The 17,866-nt window shown below is 67.8% G+C and carries 17 protein-coding genes and 1 pseudogene; 9 read left to right on the forward strand and 9 right to left on the reverse strand.

Annotation, left to right across the window (positions count from 1 at the left end):
• A complete protein-coding gene (locus tag QFZ21_RS14900) occupies positions 1–1,302 on the reverse strand; it encodes an ABC transporter substrate-binding protein (RefSeq protein WP_307379058.1) in 1,302 nt (433 codons plus the stop codon).
• A 216-nt stretch (positions 1,303–1,518) separates the two neighbouring features.
• Here QFZ21_RS14900 and QFZ21_RS14905 point away from each other — a divergent pair, with 216 nt between their 5' ends.
• Positions 1,519–2,829 (forward strand): glycosyl hydrolase, encoded by a 1,311-nt coding sequence (locus tag QFZ21_RS14905; protein ID WP_307379060.1) that lies wholly within the window; start codon positions 1,519–1,521, stop codon positions 2,827–2,829.
• A gap of 29 nt (positions 2,830–2,858) precedes the next feature.
• Here the strand turns inward: QFZ21_RS14905 and QFZ21_RS14910 are convergent, their stop codons facing one another.
• Positions 2,859–3,656, reverse strand: a complete 798-nt coding sequence (locus QFZ21_RS14910; protein WP_307379062.1) for a phosphotransferase — start codon at positions 3,654–3,656, stop codon at positions 2,859–2,861.
• Positions 3,657–3,746: 90 nt separating this feature from the next.
• Complete coding sequence (locus QFZ21_RS14915; protein WP_307379063.1) at positions 3,747–4,481, reverse strand: hypothetical protein; 735 nt, start codon at positions 4,479–4,481, stop codon at positions 3,747–3,749.
• 316 nt (positions 4,482–4,797) lie between these two features.
• Between QFZ21_RS14915 and QFZ21_RS14920 the strand changes: the two genes are divergently transcribed.
• Positions 4,798–5,154 carry a nuclear transport factor 2 family protein gene (locus QFZ21_RS14920; RefSeq protein WP_307379064.1) on the forward strand — a complete coding sequence of 119 codons (357 nt, stop codon included), beginning with the start codon at positions 4,798–4,800 and terminating at the stop codon, positions 5,152–5,154.
• A gap of 123 nt (positions 5,155–5,277) precedes the next feature.
• Here the strand turns inward: QFZ21_RS14920 and QFZ21_RS14925 are convergent, their stop codons facing one another.
• Positions 5,278–6,063: an SDR family oxidoreductase gene (locus QFZ21_RS14925; RefSeq protein ID WP_307379065.1), complete on the reverse strand. Its 786-nt coding sequence runs from the start codon at positions 6,061–6,063 to the stop codon at positions 5,278–5,280.
• A gap of 188 nt (positions 6,064–6,251) precedes the next feature.
• A complete protein-coding gene (locus tag QFZ21_RS14930) occupies positions 6,252–6,782 on the reverse strand; it encodes a MarR family winged helix-turn-helix transcriptional regulator (protein WP_307379066.1) in 531 nt (176 codons plus the stop codon).
• 138 nt (positions 6,783–6,920) lie between these two features.
• On the opposite strand from QFZ21_RS14930, the gene QFZ21_RS14935 reads away from it, so the two are divergent.
• The gene (locus QFZ21_RS14935) at positions 6,921–8,039 is read left to right on the forward strand and encodes a DNA alkylation repair protein (protein WP_307379067.1); all 1,119 of its coding nucleotides are present in this window, start codon (positions 6,921–6,923) and stop codon (positions 8,037–8,039) included.
• Between the two features lies 1 nt (position 8,040).
• The gene (locus QFZ21_RS14940) at positions 8,041–8,580 is read left to right on the forward strand and encodes a MarR family winged helix-turn-helix transcriptional regulator (protein WP_307379068.1); all 540 of its coding nucleotides are present in this window, start codon (positions 8,041–8,043) and stop codon (positions 8,578–8,580) included.
• 10 nt (positions 8,581–8,590) lie between these two features.
• On the opposite strand, the gene QFZ21_RS14945 is transcribed toward QFZ21_RS14940, so the two are convergent.
• Positions 8,591–9,622, reverse strand: a complete 1,032-nt coding sequence (locus QFZ21_RS14945; protein WP_307379069.1) for a LacI family DNA-binding transcriptional regulator — start codon at positions 9,620–9,622, stop codon at positions 8,591–8,593.
• Positions 9,623–9,735: 113 nt separating this feature from the next.
• On the opposite strand from QFZ21_RS14945, the pseudogene QFZ21_RS14950 reads away from it, so the two are divergent.
• Positions 9,736–12,745 (forward strand): annotated as a pseudogene (locus QFZ21_RS14950) (alpha-mannosidase).
• Between the two features lie 97 nt (positions 12,746–12,842).
• Positions 12,843–13,253, forward strand: coding sequence for an MmcQ/YjbR family DNA-binding protein (locus tag QFZ21_RS14955; RefSeq protein WP_307379071.1), 411 nt, complete (start codon positions 12,843–12,845; stop codon positions 13,251–13,253).
• Positions 13,254–13,260: 7 nt separating this feature from the next.
• Here the strand turns inward: QFZ21_RS14955 and QFZ21_RS14960 are convergent, their stop codons facing one another.
• A complete protein-coding gene (locus QFZ21_RS14960; RefSeq protein WP_307379072.1) occupies positions 13,261–13,710 on the reverse strand; it encodes a MarR family winged helix-turn-helix transcriptional regulator in 450 nt (149 codons plus the stop codon).
• 93 nt (positions 13,711–13,803) lie between these two features.
• Between QFZ21_RS14960 and QFZ21_RS14965 the strand changes: the two genes are divergently transcribed.
• From QFZ21_RS14965 to QFZ21_RS14975, 3 genes are read left to right on the forward strand one after another with little or no spacing between them, the layout of a single operon-like run.
• Complete coding sequence (locus QFZ21_RS14965; protein ID WP_307379073.1) at positions 13,804–14,850, forward strand: LLM class flavin-dependent oxidoreductase; 1,047 nt, start codon at positions 13,804–13,806, stop codon at positions 14,848–14,850.
• A gap of 29 nt (positions 14,851–14,879) precedes the next feature.
• A complete protein-coding gene (locus QFZ21_RS14970) occupies positions 14,880–15,953 on the forward strand; it encodes an LLM class flavin-dependent oxidoreductase (RefSeq protein WP_307379074.1) in 1,074 nt (357 codons plus the stop codon).
• The gene (locus tag QFZ21_RS14975; protein ID WP_307379075.1) at positions 15,950–16,630 is read left to right on the forward strand and encodes an NADPH-dependent F420 reductase; all 681 of its coding nucleotides are present in this window, start codon (positions 15,950–15,952) and stop codon (positions 16,628–16,630) included. The genes QFZ21_RS14970 and QFZ21_RS14975 overlap by 4 nt, the downstream gene beginning before the upstream one ends.
• Positions 16,631–16,637: 7 nt before the next feature.
• On the opposite strand, the gene QFZ21_RS14980 is transcribed toward QFZ21_RS14975, so the two are convergent.
• Both QFZ21_RS14980 and QFZ21_RS14985 read right to left on the reverse strand, forming a co-directional pair.
• Entirely contained in the window at positions 16,638–17,312 is a 675-nt protein-coding gene (locus tag QFZ21_RS14980) for a hypothetical protein (protein WP_307379076.1), read from the reverse strand.
• The gene (locus QFZ21_RS14985) at positions 17,309–17,767 is read right to left on the reverse strand and encodes a MarR family winged helix-turn-helix transcriptional regulator (protein ID WP_307379078.1); all 459 of its coding nucleotides are present in this window, start codon (positions 17,765–17,767) and stop codon (positions 17,309–17,311) included. Before QFZ21_RS14985 ends, QFZ21_RS14980 begins: the two co-directional genes overlap by 4 nt.
• Positions 17,768–17,866 lie beyond the last annotated feature (99 nt).

A 17,866-nucleotide genomic window follows, 5' to 3' on the forward strand; every position in this document is an offset into this window, starting at 1 on the left:
TTACTGGTCCACGCGGTTCGCGTTGGCGTACTCGACGATCTTGTCGAGCTGCGTCGCAGCATCCGCCTCGCCGTTGATCGCCAGGGCGATCTGCTGCGTCATGTAGGTGGCCATGTCGGAGGTCCACTGGAACGGCAGCGCCTTCGCGCCTTCCATCGCAGTGAAGACGGTGTCGATCGCGGCGAGCTGCTTCTCGTCGGTGATCGACGAGGAGATGTTCTCCACGACCTTGTCACCTCCGGCAGCGGTGCCAGGAGCGGTGCCGACGGCGAGCGACGAGAACGCGACCTGGTTCTCCTCGTTGGTCACGAACTCGGCGAAGGCGAGCGCGGCCTCCTTGTTGTCGGAGTCGGCCGAGACGTTGAGTCCCTGCACGTAGAGCGGCGGCACGCCCAGGCGCTGCGTCGCGACGGTGTTCTCCAGCAGAGCCGGCGCATCCTTCTGCAGGTCGGTGGTGAAGCCGGTGCCTCCGGTCGTGAACGCGACCTTCTCCTGGATGTAGGCCTCGGCGTTCCCGCCGTAGTCGCCGGTCAGCGCCTCGGCGGGCATCGCACCCGCGGCGTAGGCGTCGGCGTAGGCCTGGATGATCTCGGCGGCCTCGTCGGTGTTGAAGTCGAACTCGCCCTTGTCGTTGATGACCTCCATGCCGGCGGCCGTGAAGGTGTCGAGCGCGGGGATCGACGAGAGCAGCTGCACCTTGCCGTCGGACTCGGTGGCGACCTTCTTCGCGAGGGTGAGGAGTTCGTCGACAGTGGTCGGCAGGTTTTCCTCGGTGACGCCGAACGGGGCGAGCTGCGCGAGGTTCCACCACGAGGCGTCGCTGGAGAGGTACCAGGGGAGCCCGTAGGTGCCCTCGACCTCGGGGTACTGGCTGTAGGACTCCCAGGCGCCGGCGTTGTAGACCGACTTCAGATCGGGGTCGGCCGTGTCGATGTCGACGAGCTTGCCGGCCGCGACGAGCGGGTAGGCGATGTCCGGCGGCAGGTTCAGCACGTCGGGGAGGGTGTCGGCGTTCGCCTGGCTCAGGATCTTCTCCTGGTAGCCGTCGCCCGGCTGGTCGAGCCACTCGACCGTGACGTCGGGGTTCTCCTTCTCGAACGCGTCGATCAGGTCCTCGAAGTAGGGCGTGAACTTCTCGTTCTTGAGCGACCAGGTCTGGAACTGGATCGATCCGCTCAGCTCGCCGGAGGTGTCGATGGGGCCGCTGTCGCCGGAGCCTCCGCCGCCCCCGGTGCAACTCGTCAGCGCCAGGACGCCGATGCTGAATGCGGCCAGAGCGGCAATGCGTGTCGGAACTCTCATCGTGCTTCTTCCTCGAGGCGGGCGATTCCGCGTGGCGCCCACGGATGAATGGACTGCAACGCTTTAGCAGATGAAACCACCGGATGCTGCGCCTGTCAAGGTGCTGGCGGAGGGTCTCACGGGAATCCGGTTCTGGTGGTGGGTTGTTCGTTGCTCAAGCGTTATAGTGATGCGACATGCCCTCGCCGGAGGGCGCCGTCGGAAAGGTCCGGACACATGACGCAGCGTGGCGCTCTCGATGCTTCCCTGAGATTCGGGGCGAACTACACGCCGTCGAAGGACTGGATGCACTCCTGGCTCGACTTCACGCCCGACGACGTGCGCCGCGATTTCGCCGCGCTCGCCGAGCTGGGCCTCGACCATGTGCGTGTCTTCCCCCTGTGGAACGTGCTCCAGCCGAACCGCACGCTCATCCGCGCGAAGGCCGTCGACGACGTGCGCACCATGGTCGACATCGCCAGCGAGTTCGGGCTCGACGCCAGCGTCGACGTGATCCAGGGGCACCTGTCGAGCTTCGACTTCGTCCCGTCCTGGCTGTACACCTGGCACGACAAGAACATGTTCACCGATCCGAAGGCGCTGGAGGGGCAGGTCGCGCTCGTCGACCGGCTCGGACAGGCGCTGCGCGAGGCGCCGAACTTCCTCGGCCTGACCCTCGGCAACGAGACCAACCAGTTCTCGGCGCACACCCACCCCTCGCCGTGGCCGGTCACGCAGGACGAGGCGGGCGAGTGGATCTCGGCGCTGCTCGCGGCGGCGGATGCTGCGGCGCCCGGCCACACGAACGTGCACAGCGAGTACGACGCGGTCTGGTTCATGGACGGCCACGGGTTCACGCCCGCGCATGCCTCGCGCCTCGGCGCGATGACCACGATCCACTCCTGGATCTTCAACGGCACCGCGCAGCGCTACGGCGGGCGCTCGGTCGCGTCAGACCGGCACGCCGAGTACCTGATCGAGCTGTCCCGCGCCTTCGCGACCGACCCCGACCGGGTGGTCTGGCTGCAGGAGGTCGGTGCGCCCTCGAACTGCCTCGAAGAGGACGAGATGCCCGGGTTCCTGGAGGCGACGGTGCGCTCGGCCGCGCGCACCGAGAATCTCTGGGGTATCACCTGGTGGTGCTCGCACGACGTGAGCCGCGACCTCGGCGACTTCCCCGAGCTGGAGTACTCGCTCGGTCTGGTCGGGCAGGACGGGGAGGCGAAGCCCCTCGGACGCCGGCTGGCCGAGCTCATCCCCGAGCTTCGCGTGCGTCAGACGCCGCCGGCGCGGGAGACCGCGATCGTGGTCGACGTCGATGAGCGCGAGGTGCCCGTGAGCCGTGCGGCCCTGAGCCCCGGAGGAGTGGTGTTCCAGGCGTGGGTGGATGCCTGCGCGGCAGGACTCGACCCGGCGTTCGTCACTTCACGGACGGCCCAGGATTCTGCGGCGCTCGAGGCCCGCGGCATCCGTCATCTGATCCGCCCCGACGTGTCGGCGAACGAGGTCGACCCCTATGGCTCGGTGAACACGGTCGTCGGAGCCTGACGCGGGGTCGGGTGTCAGTGCCAGAGTCGCTACGACCACCCGAAGTGCCGCAAGACAGCGTTGGCGACGCCGTCGATGCTGTCTCTCTGGCTATCGGTCAGAGGAGCGACCTCGCTGTACGCGGCGATGAATGTCGCGCGATTGGCCAGGCTCATCGGGCGCCAGTCGTGGTACTGGGTACCGAGCAGAACCGCGGACCGTCCTACTTCCCACGCCCTGTCCTGGTAACAGGCTTCGTCGAAGTCGAGGATCGCGGCGATTTCGCCGTGTCGCTGGAGGACGTTCGCAGACCGGAAGTCCCCATGCACGAGCTGCCCCGTCTCGCCTGGCACGGCGGTAAGGCGCGGCGGGTACGCGGCCAGCGCCTTGTGCAGCAGCGCCAGCGTCCGACCGGCGGCCACCAGCTGGTGGCCATCCTCAACGTCGAGCGGATCCCCCATGATCGCTGGATAAAGGCCGACAGAGATGCGATCGCGTTCGACTCGCAAGCCGCCATCCCGGCTTCGAACCGGTGCGGCCACGGGCACGCCTTCGGCGTCGAGCCACGCGATAAGTGTGTCGATTTCCGCTAGTCCTGGGAACAACGACGGGTCCACAGCGCACTTGGCGACGAACGACTCGCCGTCGATCGTCACCCATGCAAGGAGCTTGCTCGCACTCATCACCAGGCGGTCGCAGCTCTCAACGTCGAGCGCCCACGCATCGCGAAGGGTTTCGCTGAGCCACACGGCAGCGGCATCGACGCCGGCGAACCCGAAGCGTTCAGCCAGTGCCGTTGTCGGCTCGACGGACTCCCATAACATCTGCAACTCAGGCTGGGAAATCATGAGTTCGAGTCAATCATTGAAGTCGCTGGCTGCTCGAGTGAGTGTGCCGATACTCATCGTTTTCGGCGGGCAGAGCGGCCCATTTGTCGCCTAATCGCGTAAAGCGAGGATGGCCTCGGCTAGGGGGGTATGTCGGTGTTGCTGCTCGTCGTCCCAATGCCCGAGGAGGTGCAGCGTCACGGTCCGGAACAGCAACGCGCGCAGCAGCAACTGACACCAGTGTTCGATGCCGAAGTCGCGGCTCAGCTCCTGAACGGGGTGGTCGTGCCAGCAGGCGGCGTCGACCACCGCAATCGCCGCACCAAGGCCCGAAGGCCGCCAATACGGTGCCCAGTCGATGACGCAGGGAGGGTGACCCTCGGCGAACATGACATTGCCCAACAGGTCGCCGTGGATCACCTGGTCGGATGCTGCGATCGGCCGACGCTCGTTCGCGAGACGCTCGAGGAAACCATCGGTCGGGAGAGTCGCCTCGCCCCACGCGATCCGGTCGGCTCGACTCCAGGGGTCTGAGGATGCCTCGATGAACGGCGGGCGAGGCTCCGAGGCGATTGCCTCATGAAACGCCAACCCCGCGCGCACGACGTCTTCGACGCGGGTCTCGTCCGCGGCACCGGGCACCCACTCCATCGCATGCCACCCGTCTCGCACCCAGCTTCCCTCGGCGTCCAAGAGGGGTCGGGGGACACGGAATTCGCTGGACCCCTGCAATCCGGAAAGGACTTCTGACTTCCAGGTCGCCTCGAGCGCGTCCCCCGTCGGCCGCAGAACCACGTCGCCGACCCGCCACGTCAGACCCCGCCCGCCGGGCAGCAGCTCCGGCACTCCTACGCAGCCGAACGCTCCGGTTATCCGTGCGGACGGGGGCACCGGTCGAGTCGTTTCCACCATCACCTCAGTATGGAGCCGTCCGGTTTGGTCGGAGACTGAATCGCAAAAATAGTGTCCTCCACGACAGTAATATGATACTGTCCCAGAGGACGGTATCTACGACGGCCCGCGGTGGAGTCCCAAGATTTCTGGCTCGCTGCCTGGCTGTATCGGTGTCACTCGTGGTGTCCGTTCTGGCATTTCCTGGCGGTCGCAATCAGCGTCCGTCTCATCGAAAGCACGAGACATCTCGTCGAAGAAAGGACACGCAATGAGCAAGGAACTGAAGAATGAAGAACTGCCGGCGGCCGTGCACGGTTTCGTCGACGGGTGGCAGTCGGGTGATGCGGACAAGGTCGAGGCGCTGTTCACCGAGAACGCGGTCGTCACCGACGAAGGCCACACGCATCGCGGCAAGGACGAGATCCGCACCTGGATCCGCAACACGATCCACCTCTTCACCACCACCCTCACGTTCCTCGGGGGACGCGAGGTCGGCGGGATGGTGGGAGCGTCGTACCGCCTCGAGGGCGACTTCCCGGGCGGAGTCGTGGCACTGGAGTACCAGTTCCACCTCGATGAGGAGGGCCAGATCGTCGAGCTGGACTTCGCCGAGTCGGCAGCCTGACAGACCAGCGCGCAGCAGAAGAGGCTGCCTCCCCACCCGGAGGCAGCCTCTTCTGCTGCGTGCTGCGAGTGCAAGAAGCGCCGGCCAGCCATGGTGTGGCTGACCGGCGCATGAACCGTGTCTTCAGACCGTACGGACTGTTCCTCCGTCGATGACGACCTCCGTGCTGACGATGGCCGATGCTCGGTCGGAGACCAGGAACCCTACGAGGTCCGCGATCTCCTCCGTCTCGGCGAACCGGCCCAGGGGTACGCCTCCGAGAGAGTCCATGACCCGCTGTGCGGCGGCTTCGCGACTGATCCCGTTGGCTTCGGCGAGTCGGTCGTAGAACACCGCGGTGGCCTCTGTGTTGATGCCGCCGGGACTGAGGGCGTTCACGCGCACGCCCTTCGGCGCGAGCTCGGTCGCCAATCCCTTGCTGTAGGTGCGCAGTGCCGCCTTCGCCGCCGCGTAGGGGAGTGTCGATTCCCACTGCGGTTGCACATGCTGGATCGAGGTGAAGTGCAGCACGACTCCTGATCCCTTGGCGATCATTCCGGGGATCAGCGCGTGGTCGAGGCGCACGGCGCCGAGGAAGTTGAGCTGAAGTTCGGTGATCCACTGCTCCTCGGGAACGGCCTCGAACCCGCCCGCCGGAGTCGAGCTGCCACCCACGACGTGCACGATGATGTCGGCGCCGCCAGCTTTCGACAACTCTGCGGCGACGAGGTCCGTGCCCTCCTTGGTGGAGGTGTCAGCCGCGATGAAACGGTCGGGGTGCTCGTAGCCTGCGGGCATCGATCGGGCGGTCACGTAGACGTCCGCGCCGAGTTCTCGCAGCCTGTCGACCACCGCGGCGCCCGCGCCCTTCGTTCCTCCGGTGACCAGCGTTCGGCGACCGTCCAGGCGGTCGCGATCTGTCTGTGACATGTGTCTGCTTCCCATCGCTCGGTGAGGTCTTCGAGCGCGACCGAGTCGTCGCGCACGAGATCCTGTCTCCCAGGACACTATCATGTACCGTCCCACAGGACACTAAAATCATCGGCGCACGACGAAACTCGTCGCTGCCAAGGCTGGCCAGCAGGGATGCCGGACGCTCGCTTCGCTGCCGCCGAGCCTCAGGACTCGTCGGGGAGGAGGCCTCGTTCGAGCATCCGATCGGCCGATGCGATCGCATCCTTCACGAATCGCTCGGTGAGGGCTGTGTACCGACGCACGTCGGCGGGAGACCACCCCTCGAGCACCTCGGCGATCATCCGGTCGCCGAGCGCGTAGACGCCTCGGGCCGCCTCTTCTCCCGCCTCGGTGAGGCTGATCAGAGTCGCGCGGCGGTCGGTCGGATCCGTCTTGCGCTCGACGAGTCCATCGCTTTCGAGCCGTCGCACGATCTTGCTGACGTACGAGGCGCCGGTCGCCAGCACCTCCGAGAGTGCGGTCGGCCGCATCGGCCCCCACGCGAGAAGATGCCTGAGCGTCTGGTGGGACGGCTGGTCGATCGTCTCGCCGCTCTTGGCGAGGATGTCGCCCTGGAGGGCGGGCGAATCCCAGAGAAGGATCAGGGCACTGAGGTTGGCGAGTAGCTCTGACCGGTAGGGGAAGTCGCTGGCGCGCAGCGATCGTGAGCCGTCGCCCGTTCTGCTGTTCTCCACAACGCGACTCTACAGACAATGCTCCCTGAGACAGTTTCTCGGTGACGACTCCCACCGGATCAGATGTCCGCTATCCTGTCCTGTAGGACAATAACCTCACCTGCCGAGGACGAGGCGCGACGACGGAGAGGGAACGCCATGGGAACCATGGACGAGCTGATCGACCCGGGCGTCGTTGCCCGCTTGCGGGATTCGCTGACAGCGGTCGCGCCGGGGCTGCCGCTGCCGGCGCTCACGGAAGCCGGGCGTGCGATCCCCGGGAAGCGGTTGCGGGACCGAGTGGACATCGTTCGTGATGCCCTCCTGACCGACGTGCCGGCGGGGTTCCCCGCCGCTCGGAGGATGGTACTGGACCTCCTGAAGGTCCCGCAGTTCGGGGGCTGGAGCATCTGGCCCACGAGCGAATTCGTGACAGCCCGCGCACTCGAGACTGGCTCGACGACCGACTTCGATGCGGCGATGGAGGTGCTGGCGCAGCTCACGATCGGCCTCAGCAGCGAGTTCGCGGTTCGCGACCTTCTGATCGCTCGACCGGAGCGCGCCCTCGGCGTCATGCGCAGCTGGACCGGTCACGAGAACGAGCATGTGCGCCGCCTCGCGACCGAAGGGTCACGTTCGTATCTGCCGTGGGCCAAGCGGGTCCCCTGGCTCATTGCACACCCCGACGCCACGCGGGGAATCCTCGACGCGATCTACCGCGACCCTGCGGAGTATGTGCGTCGTTCGGTCGCCAACCACCTCAACGACCTGAGCCGCGTCGACCCTGCCCTCGTGGCCGAGATCGGTCGCGGCTGGCACGGGCAGCCCGACGTGAACACGCCGTGGGTGCTCCGGCACGGCCTGCGCACCCTCGTCAAGAAGGGCGACCCGGAGTCGCTATCGCTGCTGGGGTATAAGGGCGATGGCCTCAGCGTGGGACTCCCGCGCCTCTCCAGCCCGAGCGTCCCGCAGGGCGGCGCGCTCGAGTTCTCGGCGGTGGTGACCAACGACGGCAGCATCGACGCGGCCGTGGCGATCGACTACTCCATCGGATTCCTGCGCGCCAACGGCTCGGTGAGTCCGAAGACCTTCAAGCTCGCGTCACGCCGGCTCGCTCCGGGAGAGAGTGTCGTGGTGAGCAAGACGCACTCGTTCCGCCCCATCACGACGCGCACCTACTATCCCGGCAGGCACTCCGTGACCGTGCAGGTCAACGGCAAGGTTTCCCCATCGGCTGACTTCGCGCTCGAGGGCGACGCGGGCCCCCAGCAGGGGTGACATGAAAGGCGAACGCGATGCGAAGGGCCGGGCGGACGTCGGCGGTACCGACCTTCCGGACGCTCGCGGCTTTCCCTACCGGTCGAAGCTGCTGTCGAGTCTGAGCGCGCTGATCCTGATGTGGGATTCGCCCGTCCTGCAGGGCGAGATCCTCGCGAAGTCGGGGGAGGCCATCGACCAGCCGGCTCACCAGGCTCTGCGCCATCTGCTGGCATGGGGACCGACCAGGCCGAGCGTGCTTGCCGAGGTCATCGGGACCGGCGCTTCGAACGTGAGCAAGATCATCGGGCGCCTCGACCAGGACGGCCTGGTCGAACGCGGCGCCGATGATGACGACGGACGTGTCACCGTCATCTCACTCACACCGCTGGGCGAGGAAGCGGCGCGTGGGGTCTATGCGCTCGGAGATCGGATGATCGCCGAAGTGCTCGAGGGGTGGTCGCTCGGCGATGTGCGGCGGTACACGACCCTCACCGAGCGGTTCGTCACCGACGCGATCACATCCACGGCACGGATGCGCGAGCGCGGACTGCGCCCGTGACGTGACGACGTCAGTCGAGCCGCGCCGGCGGAGCCGTGCTCTCGCGCGCCGTGAGCACCGGCGTCGGCCCCTCGACGCTCGGCAGGTTCGCGCCCGCCTCGATCTGCTGCAGCAGCAGGGTGGCCGCGCGCTCGCCGAGCTCGAAGGTGTCGCGGGTCATCGCGGTGATCGAGGGGTTGATCAGGCCGGCGATGACGGAGTCGTCGAACGACGCGAGCGACACATCCCGCGGCACGGCCCGCCCCATCTCCTGCGAGACGCGGAGTCCGGCGACGGCCATCACGTCGTTGTCGTAGACGATCGCGGTCGGACGCTGGCGTCCGGAGAGCAGTGAGCGGGTGACCGCGGAGGCGCGCGCGGGCGAGAAGTCCGTCGTGATCACCTCGCCTTCGACACCGTCGGAAGCCATACGCTCGAGCACCTCGGCGCGCAGGTGCGTGTGCTCGAGGTCGGCAGGGCCGGCGACGTAGGCGATCCGGGTGTGCCCGAGGGCCGCGAGATAGGAGAACAGCGTCTCGGCCACCGCATCGTCGCCGATCCAGACGCTCGGCACCGAACCGTCTGGAGAGGGCTTGGAGCCGATCATCACGGCACGGGCGTCGAGCGCCTCGATCCGTGCAGCACGGGGGTCGTCGTCGCGCGGATCGATGAAGATGAAGCCGTCGACCTGATTCGAGGAGCGCCACTGCCGGTGCACCTCCATCTCCTCGGCGACGTCGCTCACGAGACGCAGCTGCAGGCTGACCTTGCTCTCCGAGAGCCGCGACTCGATGCCGGCGATCAGGTCGGTGAAGAACGCCTCCGCACCGAGGGATCGCGCAGGGCGGGCGAGCGCGAAGCCGACCGTGTTCGCCTTCGCCCCGACGAGCGCGCGCGCCGCCGAGCTCGGCTGCCAGCCGTTCTGCTCGACGATCGAGAGGATCCGCTGCCGGGTCTCGTCGCTCACGCCGGGACGGCCGTTCAGAGCGAAGGAAACGGCTCCGGGGGAGACCCCGGCCATCCGCGCGATATCGGCGATGGTGACGCGTTTCGCCGGACTCATAGTCCCTCACCATACTTGATCGGTTTAGTCTCGAGAAGCACGGATACGGTGTCCTAGACTTGGACACTAGATCGTTTTAGTAACCCTCACCGTCGAGCCGGAGATTCCCCCACATGCATGACGACACCTCGCTCACCGTCGGCCGCGTCAAGCGGGTCCTCGAGGAGCGCATCCGCCCGGCGATCCACTCGGCATCCGTGCCGTTGACCGTCGAACTCCACGAGCTGCCCGGAGAGCCGATCAGTCCCGCGGAAGGCCTCGCCCTCGACTTCGCGCCCGGCGCCGTCGGAGAGCCGTGGGGTCCCGCCTGGGGGACCACCTGGTTCCGGCTCACCGGATCCGTCCCCGCCGAGTGGGCCGGCCGCCGCGTCGAAGCCGTCATCGACCTCGGGTTCGACATCAACATGCCCGGCTTCCAGTGCGAGGCACTCGTGTACCGCCCGGACGGCAGCCCGGTGAAGAGCATCAACCCGCGCAACCAGTGGCTGCCGATCACCGAGACCGCCGACGGCGACGAGCCCGTCGAGCTGTACCTCGAGGCCGCAGCCAACCCCGTGCTGCTCGACTACCACCCCTTCCTGCCGACGCAGGAGGGTGACATCCAGACCTCCTCGCGCGAGCCGCTCTACCGCTCGCGGCGGATGGACCTCGCCGTGTTCGAGCAGGATGTGTTCGAGCTCTCGCTCGATCTCGAGGTGCTGTTCGAGCTGCAGGCCGAGCTCGCACCGACCTCGCCGCGCCGCATGCGCATCCTGCAGGCGATGGACGACGCCCTCGACGCCCTCGACCTGCAGCGCATCGCCGCGACCGCCCCGGATGCCCGCGCCCGCCTCGCCGACGTGCTCGCAGCCCCCGCCGAGGCCAGTGCGCACCGCATCTCGGCCATCGGTCACGCACACATCGACTCCGCCTGGCTGTGGCCGGTGCGCGAGACGATCCGCAAGGTCGCCCGCACCACCTCGTCGATGACGACCCTGCTCGAGGAGCAGCCCGAGTTCCAGTACGGCATGTCCAGCGCGCAGCAGTACGTCTGGCTCAAGGAGCACCGTCCCGAGGTCTACGAGCGCGTCAAGGCTGCGGTCGCCGAAGGACGCTTCCTGCCGCTGGGTGGCATGTGGGTCGAGTCCGACACCGTGATGCCGACCGGCGAATCGCTGGTGCGCCAGTTCTCGCACGGCCAGCGGTTCTTCGAGCGCGAGTTCGGCATCCGCTCGAAGGGCGTCTGGCTGCCCGACAGCTTCGGCTATTCCCCGGCTCTGCCGCAGCTGATGCGCCGTGCCGGTTTCGAGTGGTTCTTCACGCAGAAGATCTCGTGGAACCAGCAGAACGTGTTCCCGCACCACTCCTTCCAGTGGGAGGGCATCGACGGCTCGCAGGTGTTCACGCACTTCCCGTCGATGGACACCTACAACTCGCAGCTGAGCGGCATGGAGGTCGCGAAGGCCTCGCGTCAGTTCAAGGAGAACCGGCTCAGCTCCCGGTCGATCGCACCCGTGGGCTGGGGTGACGGGGGCGGCGGCACGACCCGCGAGATGACAGGCAAGGCGAAGCGCCTCGCGAACCTCGAGGGCAGCGCGCAGGTCGTGTGGGAGCATCCGGACGTCTTCTTCGACGCCGCCAAGGCCGAGCTGCCGCACCCCGCCGTCTGGGTCGGCGAGCTCTACCTCGAACTGCACCGCGGAACCCTGACCAGCCAGCACGCCACCAAGGCGCTGCACCGCTGGGCCGAGCACGCGCTCATCGAGGCCGAGCTGTGGGCGACGACGGATGCCGTGCGCACGGGAGCCGCGTACCCCCAGGACGAACTCGACCGGCTCTGGAAGATCGTGCTGCTGCACGAGTTCCACGACATCCTTCCCGGCACGTCGATCGCATGGGTGCACCGCGAGGCCGTCGAGGTGCTGACGAACGTGCTGACGGATGCCGAGGAGATCTCGGCATCCGCGCGCCGCTCGCTCGCCGGCGAAGGGGAGCGTGAACTGGTCTTCGAGCCGACCTCCGTCGGGCGCGGGAAGGCCCTCGGAGCATCCTTCGTCCCCGCCGAGGATGGGTCCCTGAGCCTGTCGAAGGGCGTGTCGCTCACCGAAGAGGACGGCGGCTGGCGCCATGGAGAACGACCTCGTGTCGGTCCTCGTCTCGGCGGACGGACTCATCGTCTCGGCCGTCGACCGCGCCACCGGTCGCGAGGCCGTCGCGGCGGGTCAGGCGGCGAACCTCTTCCAGCTCCACCAGGACTTCCCGAACATGTGGGACGCGTGGGACATCGACAAGTACTACCGCAACAGCGTCGACGACCTCACCGCGGTGTCGTCGATCGAGGCGACCGTGCACGGCGGCACGGCGGTCGTCACCGTGCGCCGGGAGTTCTCCGAGTCGACCATCGAGCAGAACATCTCCCTCCGCCCGGGGGAGCGCACGGTGCTGCTGCGCAACGACATCGACTGGAACGAGACCGAGAAACTGCTCAAGCTCGCCTTCCCGCTCGACGTGCAGGCGTCGCACACCGACGCCGAGACGCAGTTCGGCTTCCAGTCGCGCGTGACCCACACCAACACGAGCTGGGAGGCCGCGAAGTTCGAGACCTCGATGCACCGGTTCGTGATGGTGCGCGAGCAGGACTTCGGGGTCGCGCTGGTGAACGACTCGATCTACGGCTACGACACCACGCGGGAGGTCGACGGCGATGCCGTGACGACGACCGTTCGGCTGTCGCTGCTACGCGCTCCGCGCTTCCCCGACCCTGACACCGACCACGGGCCCCACCAGATCGAGGTCGGCTTCGTGATCGGAGCGGATGCCGCGATCGCGACGGCCGAGGGCATCCGGATGAACGCGATGGCGACGGTCGTGCGCGGGGAGCGCGAGGTCGAGCCGCTGGTCTCGGTCGAGGGCGAGGGGATCATCGTGTCGGCGGTCAAGCTCGCCGACGACGGATCCGGTGACGTGATCGTGCGCGTGTACGAGGCTCTCGGGCGACGGACGTCGGGCGTGCTCACGGTCGACTTCCCGCATCGCCAGGTGCGGGAGGTGAGCCTGATCGAGGACGAGCTCGACGAGCCGCGTCTCGGCGGCGAACTGAAGCTGCGGCCGTTCGAGGTGCGTACGCTCCGCATCATCCGCTGACTTCGAGCCCGCGGGGTTCGAACCCGCTGAGGTGATCGCCCGCCTCGCTCCGGCCGTGGTGCTGGTGCGAGGCGGGGATCAGCGAGATCATGGCCTCATGGCCACCATCGACGATCTGCGCGAGATCGCGCTCGCGCTGCCCGGCGTGCACGAGGTGATCGATGGGCACACCGGTGATGCCGCGTGGCGGGTCAAGAGCGGGATGTTCACCGGTCTTCGTGGTCCGCGACAGACCGACCTCCGCCAGCTCGAGGACCTCGGGCGGGAGTGGCCGGCCGGCGTCGTGATCGGAGTGCGGACGGCGAGCCTCGAGGAGAAGGAAGCCCTGCTCGCGGCCGAGCCGGATGCACTCTTCACGATCCCGCATTTCGACGGATATCCGGGGCTGCTCGTTCGGCTCGACGTGATCGATCGGGAACGCCTGGCCGAGCTCGTCACGGATGCCTGGCTCACGCGCGCACCCGTGCGAGTCGCGAAGGAGTGGCTCGCGGAGCACGGGCTGGAGTGACCCCGCGCTAGACGCCCGTCTTCAGCGCGCGGGTGATCTCGCTGACCTGCTGCAGCTGCTCGTCGTCGAGGTGGTCGACGAAGAGCTCGCGGATCGCGCGAAGGTGCGGCACGTTCGATCGCCGGAAGGCTCCGGCGCCTTCCTCGGTCAGGACGACGACGGCTCCGCGGTTGTCGGTCGCGCAGTCGTCACGTCGGATCAGGCCGCGGCGCTCCATGCGTCCGAGGTGGTGCGACAGTCGGCTGCGTTCCCACCCGATGGCTGCGGCGAGCTCGCTCGACCGGAGCTCGTGGTCGCTCTGATCGCTCAGCGCGAGCAGCACGGAGTAGTCCGCCGCCGAGAGACCGGACTCGTCCTGCAGGCGTCGCCCCAGTTCGCCCTGGATATCGGCGACGGTCTCGATGAAGTCTCGCCAAATGCGCAGCTGCGGCGCGGTGGGCGTGCGGCGCGTGGTCATGGGTCCTCCTGAAGTTGACATGTCCATCATATCGGAATAGAAAGAGGGGGCAAGTGGTTGACGTGTCAATAGTCGAAGAGAGCGGGAGGCGTCGTGGACGTGCAGGGATTCGAGATCGGCCTCAACTCGTTCGGTGACACGGCGTCATCGGGCGGGCGGGACCTGAGCGGCGCCGAGACGGTGCGGCTGCTCGTGGATGAGGCTCGGCGAGCCGAGGATGTCGGGATCGACGTGTTCAGCGTCGGGGAGCACTATCGCCCCGGACACAACGACTCCGCCGCACCCGTGCTGCTGGCCGCGATGGCGACCGCGACCGAGCGGATCGGACTCGGAACGAGCGTCACGGTGCTCAGCACCAACGACCCGGTGCGGCTGTATCACGAGTTCTCCACGCTGGATGCCGTCTCGAACGGCCGCGCGCAACTCGTGCTCGGCCGCGCCTCGGCGACCGAGTCGTTCCCGCTCTTCGGCTACGACCTGGCCGACTACGAGGAGCTGTTCGAGGAGAAGCTCGAACTCTTCATGCGACTCCAGCGCGAGGAGGCCGTCACGTGGTCCGGCACGACGAGAGCGCCGCTGCGGGAGCACCTCGCCCAGCCGCGGATGCGCCCCGGCGGCATCCCGACCTGGATCGGCGTGGGTGGGAGTCCCGCCTCGGTGATCCGCGCCGCGACCTACGGGCTTCCTCTCATGCTCGCCATCATCGGCGGCGACCCGCAGCGGTTCGCCGGGCACGTCGACCTCTATCACCGCGCCCTCGTGCAGGCCGGTCACGCCATCCAGCCTGTCGGGATGCATTCGCTCGGCCTCGTCGCCGACACCGACGAAGAGGCGAAGGAGACCTGGTGGCGCTACTGGGAGCCTGTCGTCACCGACCTCGCGAACGAGCGCGGTTTCTACGCGCCGACACGCGCGCGGTATGAGCACGAGATCGCCGATGGCGCACTGTTCGTCGGTTCGCCCGAGACGGTCGCCCGCAAGATCGCGCAGTCCGCGCGCGACCTGAGCCTCGATCGCTTCGACCTGAAGTACGACATCATGCACCTGCCGACCGAGGCCCGCGCCCGCACGATCGAGCTGCTCGGCCAGGAAGTCGCACCCCGCGTGCGCGAGCTCCTCTCCGTCGAGCGCGCCGCCTGAACCCCTCACACCCGAGAAGAGAAAGAACCATGAACGACTCAGCATCCGTCGACAACCTCGAATTCGGCCTCGACACCTTCGGCGACCTCACCGAAGACGAGAACGGCGAGCTGTCCACCTACGCCGACGCCATCCGCCAGACCGTCGACGAGGCGGTGCTCGCCGATCAGCTCGGCGTCGACGTGTTCCTCGTCGGCGAGCACCACCGCGCGGAGTACGCGATCTCGAGTCCAGAGACCGTGCTCGCCGGCATCGCGACCCGCACCTCGCGCATCCGCCTGGGATCCGGCGTGACCGTCCTCAGCTCCGACGATCCCGTGCGGGTCTTCCAGCGCTTCGCCACCGTCGATGCCCTGTCGAACGGCCGCGCCGAGGTTATCCTCGGGCGCGGCTCGTTCACCGAGTCCTTCCCCCTCTTCGGATACGACCTCGCCGACTACGAGGTGCTCTTCGACGAGAAGATCGACCTGTTCGCCGAGCTCGTGAAAGAGGCGCCGGTCACGTGGTCGGGCACGCAGCGCCCGGCGCTCGTCGATGCCGACGTCTTCCCGAAGACCGAGGGTGGGCTGAGCACCTGGGTGGGGGTCGGCGGCTCCCCGCGGTCCGTCATCCGCACGGCGCACTACGGCTTCCCCCTCATGCTCGCCATCATCGGCGGCGCCCCCGAACGGTTCGCCGGCTACATCGATCTGTACCGGCGGGCAGCCGAGCAGTTCGGCACGACGGCGCACCCGGTCGGCATGCACTCGCCGGGCTTCATCGCCGACACCGACGAAGAGGCGCGGGAGCTCCTCTGGCCGCGATACCGGGTGATCCGCGACCGGATCGGTGCACTGCGAGGCTGGCCGCCGATCCGCCGGGAGGAGTTCGACCAGGAGATCGAGAGCGGCTCGATGTACGTCGGCTCGCCCGAGACGGTGGCGCAGAAGATCGCCCGCACCCTGGGCGCACTCGACGTCGGCCGCTTCGACCTCATCTACACGATGGGCACCCTGCCTGCGGCGGCGCGGATGCGGGCCGTCGAGCTCTACGGATCGGTCGTGATCCCGCGGGTGCGCGAGCTGTTGGCGGCTCAGCAGGCGGAGAACGAGGTGGCGGCATGAGTGACCCTCGAGCCGAAGGGCTGACGCTCGGCATCCTCGGGGCGGGCAAAGTGGGCACGGTCATCGCCCGGCTCGCCGTCGCCGCGGGGTACCGGGTGCTCATCGCAGCTTCCGGTGACCCGGCGAAGATCGCGCTGACCGTGGAGGTGCTCGCCCCCGGCGCGGTCGCCACGACCGCGGCATCCGCGGCTCAGCAGGCCGACATCGTGATCCTGGCGCTGCCGCTCGGCAAGCACCGTTCGGTGTCGGCGGAGCTGCTGCGCGGAAAGGTCGTCGTCGACGCGATGAACTACTGGTGGGAGACGGATGGGATCCGCGAGGAGTTCACGGGTTCGACGAGTGAGATCGTGCAACGGTTCCTGCCGGACTCGCTCGTGGTGAAGGCTTTCAACCACATGGGCTATCACGACATGGAGGCGGAGTCGCGGCCGTCCGGTGCACCGGAGCGCAAGGCGATCGCGCTCGTCGGAGACGACGAAAGCGCCCTCACGCAGGTCGCACGGCTGATCGACGATCTGGGGTTCGACCCCGTGTCTGCGGGGACGCTCGCCGACGGCATCCGCCTGCAGCCGGGTACGGGAGCCTTCGGGGCGAATGTCGCGCGCGACGATCTGGTCGCGCTCGTCGAGGCTTTCGACCCCGAGCGCGATCGGCTGAAGCTCCCGGTTTTCGGCTGAGGGATGCTCAGTCCGCCGCGATCAGAAAGGGCCGCGCGGCGGCGAGGAACGCGCGCGGGTCGTCGGCCCAGAGGCGGATGCGGATGACCTCGTGGTGTCCGCCCTTCGGCTGAAGGCCGGGGAGGCGGATCGTGACGGGGCGTTCCAGCTCGATCTCGATGTTGGTCTCGTCCTGCATCCGCTCGGCGTACTCGGCACCCTCTTCGGTAGCGGTGATCCGCGGCTGCTTCGGCTCGTCGACGCGCTTCGCGATGGCGACCGAGGCGATGTCGTTCCACGACACCGCGACGTCGAGCTCCAGCCCGCTGCGGATGCGGATGCCGTCGGGCCCGACCGCGTGCGGACGCATGAGCATCGCGCAGAGCAGTCCGATCATCCAGGTCAGACCCCAGATGCCGAGGATCAGGATGGGGATGCGCACGGCGGGCCAGGGGTGCACGATGAGGTCGAGGATCGGGATCTCGACGGCCGACAGCACGATGAAGATGATGAGGATGGTCATCACCGGCTGGTGGTAGGCGATGCCGGTGCCGCCGCGCGGGACCGCGGGTCGTCGCGCGATCGCGCGACCGATGCTGGAGTAGACGCGCAGCTCCGCGATGAGGGCCCGGTACAGGAAGTTCAGTGCGCGCGCCGTGCGAGTCGGGGCGGGTGGGGCTGTCGACCTGGTCTCGGTGCTCATGACGCAGCCTGATCTTCGGTGCCCGCCGCCGCTGCGACGAGCGTCTCCAGGTGGGTGGCGATGGCCGCGATGCCCCGTTCGACGGCGGCACGATCCTTCGGGGCGACGGCGGCGAGCAGCGTGTCGTTGAGCTCGGTGTGTTCCTGCTGCATCCGGGCCATCGTCTCGGCAGCGGTCGCCGTCAGCTCGACGATCACCGAGCGACGGTCGGTCGGATGCGGCGTGCGGCGGACGTGGCCGGATTCCTCGAGGCCGTCGACCAGTCCGGTGATGTTGCGCGGCGTGACCTCGCAGAGGCGGGCGAGGTCGCGCTGCGTCGACGGTCCGGCGTGCTGCAGCACCCAGAGCAGGTGCACGCGGGCGGTGGTGAGCCCGGTGCCGTCGAAAGCCCGGGCCATGTCTCTCTGGAACAGTTCACCGATCAGCAGCAACCGGTCGAGCAGCACGGTCTCCATACAGTGAACCTACTACATGGTTACCCAACTTCACTACTTTTGATGCTCCCGTGGCAGTTGCTGCGGGTTCAGCGGCCGTGAACCCGCACGAACTGCCAC

Source organism: Microbacterium sp. W4I20 (assembly GCF_030816505.1).
Lineage (GTDB): Bacteria > Actinomycetota > Actinomycetes > Actinomycetales > Microbacteriaceae > Microbacterium.